Consider the following 4,797-nt stretch of genomic DNA (forward strand, 5'->3'; position numbering starts at 1 on the left):
ACCAGGATAATTTTTTTGCCATTTTGTGCCAGCAGGATAAGTTGCCGCTGCAATAATTGCAGTAACTGGCTGGCGTCGATATTCGCAGAGAACTTTAAGCCAAGTTCTGCCGCCAGGGCCCAGCGTAATTCATTTGGTGTTACGCTGGGATCAGGCAGATAAGCCAGTTGCCAGTCCGCCGGGGCATGTTTTAATAATAATCTGCACAACAAGGTTTTACCGGTGCCCACTTCACCAGTCACTTTAATAAAACCTTCGCCGGCATTTAACGCTGTATTCAGTACGGCCAGTGCGGCTTCATGTTGCGGTAAGCCAACATAAAACCGCGTATCGGGAGTAAGTGAAAATGGCGTTGCAGCCAGATTAAAGTGGGCGGCATACATACGCTTATTGCTCAGGATACCAGTCAGTGATCAATTTTTCTGACTGTTGCACTTGTTGTTGCCAGACACCATTACCCACCACAGTGGGTTTGAGCAGAATAACCAGCTCTTTCTTGCGTTCAGTTTTGCTTTTACTGGTAAACAACTGGCCCAGTAACGGTATTGCACCAAGTACAGGTGTCCGTGACTCACTATCAGTGGTAACCGTTTGCATCAAACCACCAATGACGACAATTTCTCCGCTCTGAGCCTTAATAATGGTATCAGACTCCCGGATATTACTTTGCGCCAGCGGCAGTACAATTTGTTCGTCACTGAACCGGATAGTCTTACTTTGCTCTGATGTTTCAGTGACTGACGGGTGAACATGTAAAATAACACTGCCGCTCTGATCGATCTGTGGCGTGACATCAAGTGCAATACCAGAGAAAAAAGGCTGCAGCGAAATATTAGGGGAAGTGGTTGTCGCACCGGTGCCGGCAATGGTGGTGTTGCTGGTTACATCTGTGACAAAATATTCGTCCTGACCGACTTTAATCACCGCTTTCTGGTTATTCATAGCGGTAACCCGCGGACTTGACAGTACCTGGGCATTGCCCTGGGTTTCAAGTAAGTTAATCACACCATTAAAATCGGCGTTATTAAAGGAAATTGCGGTAACACCACCTAAATTAGTCGTTGTCGGGTTGGTAGGAATAACGCCTGACGTGGTAAAGTTAAAGCTGGTAGAACCAATGGTAGCCAGCGCATTCTGCCAGTTAATGCCCTGTTGATACTCGTCACTTAAAGTAACTTCAATAATTTTTGCTTCCAGTACCACCTGGCGTTGCAGATGCTGCTCAGACTGCCCCAGAAAGGCTTTCACCGCAGCAATTTCATCCGGCATACCACGCACAGTGACCAAACCCGCCTGAGGGCTTACAACCACCATCCGTTGCTCGCCACCACCAAGCACACCTTCAACCGCATCTTTCAGTTCTTCCCAGAAGTCGGTACGGCTTTCACTCTGAATGGTGCTGCCATTAAATTGTTGCTGGCTGTTTTGCATCAGGCCGTTATTATTGCCCAGCGGGTTATTCAGCAGGTTATTATTGTTCGCCAGCCCCTGATTACCGCGGTTATTGTTATTCTGATTTGAGTTATCCTGAGATACCCCACCCGAGTTGACGGAAATGGAAGAAAAGCCATTTCGCTGCAGCATCAAGTAATTCACTGCTATCGTTTCAGTCCGTAAACCCGCCGGGTAAACCTGATACACCATACCCTGGCGCCTGATATCAAAACCATACAATGACTGCACAATCGCCAGAGTTTCTGCCAGGGTAACCTGCTTCAGCTGCAGACTGATAGTACCGCTGATATTCGGATGCACCACCAGGCTGTAGGGTGTGTCGTGGACGATAGAGTGAAAGAAGTCTGTCAGCGCAACATCGCTTGCTGCGACATTAAACCTCGGTTCAGTACTGGTAACAGCTGCCGGTGGCCGGGCCAGCAAATCCTGAGTAACGGCCGGTGGCACGTTTAAAACCGGCTTTGCTTCGTGTGGTGCCGGTTGCAGTGCTTTTTTTGCCGCTGCTGCTCCGGCATTCGGTTCAAGCGCCTGACATGCTGTTAGCAAAATCATGCTGCTGACACTACACATTATTGAGCGGATATTATTCATCATAGTTTTTTATCATTTTTTTATGTAGCTGCAAAATTCGTTGTTCGTCACCCCTGATCAGCACAACGGTGTTATTGCTGATGTCGGTAAGGGTATATCCCTGATACTGGTCACCGGGCTGCAGAAACTGACCATTAATGGTGGCAGCTTTACCGTGATGACTATGGTGGATCAGCTGAAGTTGCAATGCGCTGCCTGAGCTGACAGCCATAGTACGATTTGCCTGCTCAATATAGCCTGGAGCCGGCCGGGTTGGATCAGCCAGAGTTGAAAATGCCAATAGCAAGACAGCACTATAGCTGAATAAAGTTTTCATTTTCGCTCACAGTAATAAACTCAATACTAATATCGGCCATCGGATACTCAACGACCTGATACTCTAATTGCTGCCATTGCACCAGCCAGGGTAATTGTTCCAGCTCACTTAACAGTTGTTGCACATTGCGATAAGTACCACTGACCACCAGCGTGGTTTTGTGCTGATATAGCAAAGGCGCTTCACCAGCCAGCTGTCCGGCCAGAACTACCGGTACCGCGGCAGACGTTGATAGCGATTTCAATTGGACCAATTTACTTTTGGCAAGAATTTCCCGCAGTAAAGCCAACATCTGCTCCGCACCAATAAATAAGCTGCTCTGGCTCTGCCGTTGCGCAGCTAACACAGCTTGCTGCTGATTCAGTCCGGTAATTTCGTCTCGTATTGGCTGTTCAATATCAACAGCCAGCTGGGTCTGCAATAACTCTAATTGCTGCTGAACCTGTTGTTGCTGCAAGCGGAACTTTTGCAGTTCTCCTTTCAGTAGCTGTTGCTGCTGCCAGGCAGGTTCTAACAGGTATATCAGTAATAACCAGAAAACCAATATCAATGAGCCAAAGAAAATAAGCCGCTTCTCTCTTAGCTGTAGCGCCTGATACCGCTGATTCAGTTGCTGCCAGTTCACCATACCTAGTCCCCCTGCTCAGCGATAAGATAAAACTTTACCGCCTGTTGCTCAGGCAGCCGGGTTAAGCGCAGCTCATTGAAACGTTGGCCTTTGAAATACTGAAAAGCGCGCAGACTCTCCAGCCAGCCAGGCACTGCAGCAGGCACAAGTGTCAGCCCCTGCAATTCACTGCTAGCGGGCCTCAGAGTAAAATGAGTTAACCAGACACTGCTGATATCAGCATCGGTTAGTTGCTGCAGCACTACACTGTAAGCATAATCAGCGCCCAGCTGCTGGGCTGCCAGATATTGTTGTAATGCGACCTGCTGCTCAACCCGCCGTTTTAGTTGATCCCGCTCTGCGACTAATGTTGATGAGGGCTGGCGCTGTAATAATGCCTGCTGCAGCAATCCAAGCTGCTCCTGCTGACGCTGTAGCTGTTGTTCAGCCAGATTATTAACCTCGATCTGCTGACGTTGCTGCCACTGTAATCCTCCCCAGGCCAGCAAACTGATTGTCAGCGCCAGCAGAACCAAAACAGCCAGTGACGAGAGTGCCATCGTTTGTTGTTTAGGTTTAAGATCAGCCTGATATAAATTTATCCACTGCTTCATACCGAGGGCTCCTCAGCGGTACTGCGGGCTGCGGCAATGGCGGGCCAGCACTCATTTACGTCTGTACCGGCGGCCCATTGTAACTCAGGTTTTAGTTGCAAATTCTGAACCTGACTGAACCCAGCCTGATGAAATAGTGGCACTAAATTGGTTCGCTCTGCACCGCTGCATAGTAAATGAATGTTTCTCACCGGTGGTAATTTAAGCTGGCTTTCGATGTAATCCATCGAGCGCTGGATTTCCAGTAATAAGTTGTCAAAAACGCCCTGCTGCAGCTCTGATTCAGAATACTGATGCAACCTGCTGAATCCGCGCAACCTTCGGGAAAACTGTAATTGCCCCTGCCGGATGACCTGCAGCAGCACATCCTGATCGGGTTGATGCATCAAGACCAGAGCAGCATGGTCGGCATTCTCAATCAGTTCATGGATCAGCCATTCCTCAATCAGGATTTGCTGTAACTGAAGTTTGGCGTCGGTTACCAGCGCCACCAGCTCCTGCAACTGACTTTTGCCACTGACCACTACATTGATTTTATCGGGCTGGCCGGGCGCAGCAGGTAAATCAATGTAATCAAGTACCAGCTCGTCAAGGGCAATATCGGTTAAATCTTTTATTTGCCAGGGTAAGGCCGCTAATAATTCCGTCTCAGCAATAGCGGGCTTTTCCAGCTGAATGATCTGATACATCGCTGGCGGAATAATCAGAGTCAAGGCCATCGACTTGCTGACTTTCGCCAGCATTTCCTGCACAGCAAGTTGCCAGCGGCCCTGATTTATCGCCTGTACCTGGACAGTTGCCGTTGCTGAGTTGGCTGGCTTGAGCAGCAGCTGTATATCGTGCTCCCGCAGATGTAGCACCGCTACGCCTGCCGCGCCTTTATGACCAAAGCCGATATGTTGCAAAATTCTGGCTAACATCTTAATGCTATTCAACCCTGATATCGGTCTATAATACTGACACCTTTTGCGACAAAGTTGCCATTCCGCGTTATGTTATTGCCAAGCTGTGATATTGCAGGCCTTTGCGCCAAGTGGATCAGGATTACTGAGCCCCTGCTGTCCGATTCCAGAGTTGAACTTTGGCTAAATTGCCCGACAACTGCAGAACCGATGATATCTGGCAACAAGTGGATGAAATTACAATATCATATAAAGCTGATTCAGCAACAGCAATATCGGGGCTTTGTCACTTTTGGTGGTGCCTTCTCTAAT

6 protein-coding genes are annotated in these 4,797 nt (G+C 48.6%); all 6 read right to left on the reverse strand.

Annotated elements, in window-relative coordinates; all coding sequences use genetic code 11:
- Window positions 1–383 (reverse strand): ExeA family protein (locus tag R3177_RS13245; RefSeq protein ID WP_318971500.1); only part of this gene is annotated, 383 nt, incomplete at its 3' end.
- Between the two features lie 4 nt (window positions 384–387).
- Entirely contained in the window at window positions 388–2,049 is a 1,662-nt protein-coding gene (gene mshL / locus R3177_RS13250) for a pilus (MSHA type) biogenesis protein MshL (protein ID WP_318971501.1), read from the reverse strand.
- A complete protein-coding gene (locus tag R3177_RS13255; protein WP_318971502.1) occupies window positions 2,039–2,362 on the reverse strand; it encodes a hypothetical protein in 324 nt (107 codons plus the stop codon). Before R3177_RS13255 ends, mshL begins: the two co-directional genes overlap by 11 nt.
- Entirely contained in the window at window positions 2,340–2,990 is a 651-nt protein-coding gene (locus R3177_RS13260; protein WP_318971503.1) for a hypothetical protein, read from the reverse strand. Before R3177_RS13260 ends, R3177_RS13255 begins: the two co-directional genes overlap by 23 nt.
- Before the next feature lie 2 nt (window positions 2,991–2,992).
- Entirely contained in the window at window positions 2,993–3,583 is a 591-nt protein-coding gene (locus R3177_RS13265; protein WP_318971504.1) for a hypothetical protein, read from the reverse strand.
- Window positions 3,580–4,503: a hypothetical protein gene (locus tag R3177_RS13270; RefSeq protein WP_318971505.1), complete on the reverse strand. Its 924-nt coding sequence runs from the start codon at window positions 4,501–4,503 to the stop codon at window positions 3,580–3,582. Before R3177_RS13270 ends, R3177_RS13265 begins: the two co-directional genes overlap by 4 nt.
- Window positions 4,504–4,797: the final 294 nt, after the last annotated feature.

Source organism: Arsukibacterium sp. (genome assembly GCF_033722355.1).
In the GTDB taxonomy this organism is placed as follows: domain Bacteria; phylum Pseudomonadota; class Gammaproteobacteria; order Enterobacterales; family Alteromonadaceae; genus Alishewanella.